Source organism: Paenisporosarcina sp. P4_D4 (assembly GCF_056401835.1).
In genome coordinates this window covers 1-606 of sequence record NZ_JBFUIO010000417.1, presented here as the reverse complement: position 1 = coordinate 606, position 606 = coordinate 1, and the positions used below count along the sequence as shown (strand labels likewise).

2 protein-coding genes are annotated in these 606 nt (G+C 32.7%); both read right to left on the bottom strand.

Annotated features, from left to right (window positions below; translation table 11 throughout):
* A partial coding sequence (locus AC1DSL_RS19255) for a GerAB/ArcD/ProY family transporter (protein WP_477533480.1) occupies positions 1-434 on the bottom strand: 434 nt, incomplete at its 3' end.
* Positions 419-604 carry a spore germination protein gene (locus AC1DSL_RS19250; RefSeq protein ID WP_477533479.1) on the bottom strand — a complete coding sequence of 62 codons (186 nt, stop codon included), beginning with the start codon at positions 602-604 and terminating at the stop codon, positions 419-421. The genes AC1DSL_RS19255 and AC1DSL_RS19250, both read right to left, overlap by 16 nt.
* Positions 605-606: the final 2 nt, after the last annotated feature.

Here is a 606-nt window from a genome sequence, read left to right as displayed (position 1 = left end):
ATGTTTAAATTGCTGACGGTCAAATAAATACTGGGGATTAATAGAAGCAAGGATATAGCCCAGTTCGGCGTTAAAGGCAATAATAGTAATTTTATTACTTTCACCATTAGAATGGTTAATATACTTCCGGTCATAATAAAATAAAAGTAAATGATAAAATTTAATATTTTTCCCAAAAAACGTCCAAGGATTTTCTGGGTTATTTTTGTAAATGTATCATTTGGAAATCTTTTTAATAATAACCAATATACAACCAACATGAATTGGACAACTATCCCTGCTAAAATGATCGATATCCACGAGTCCCCTTTTGCTGATTCTTGGACAACATTTGGTAAAGAAAAAAGACCAATACCAATCTGACTTTGAATTAATACAAAAAACAACTGAAACTTAGTTATTGATATTTTTTCAGTAATCACTTCTTCTTCCATCCCCTTGTATGCCATTGTTGTTTTTTGTATACGGGCTTGGAGTCTGTTGGTCGTGTGTTAAGCTTCCAAAAAGGGAGTCTCACGAATGTATCTTTTATGTCCACTATGTTAAAAGGTGCGAATGGCGCAAAGTAAGGCATACCAAAGGATTCTAATTTACATAGGTGAATAA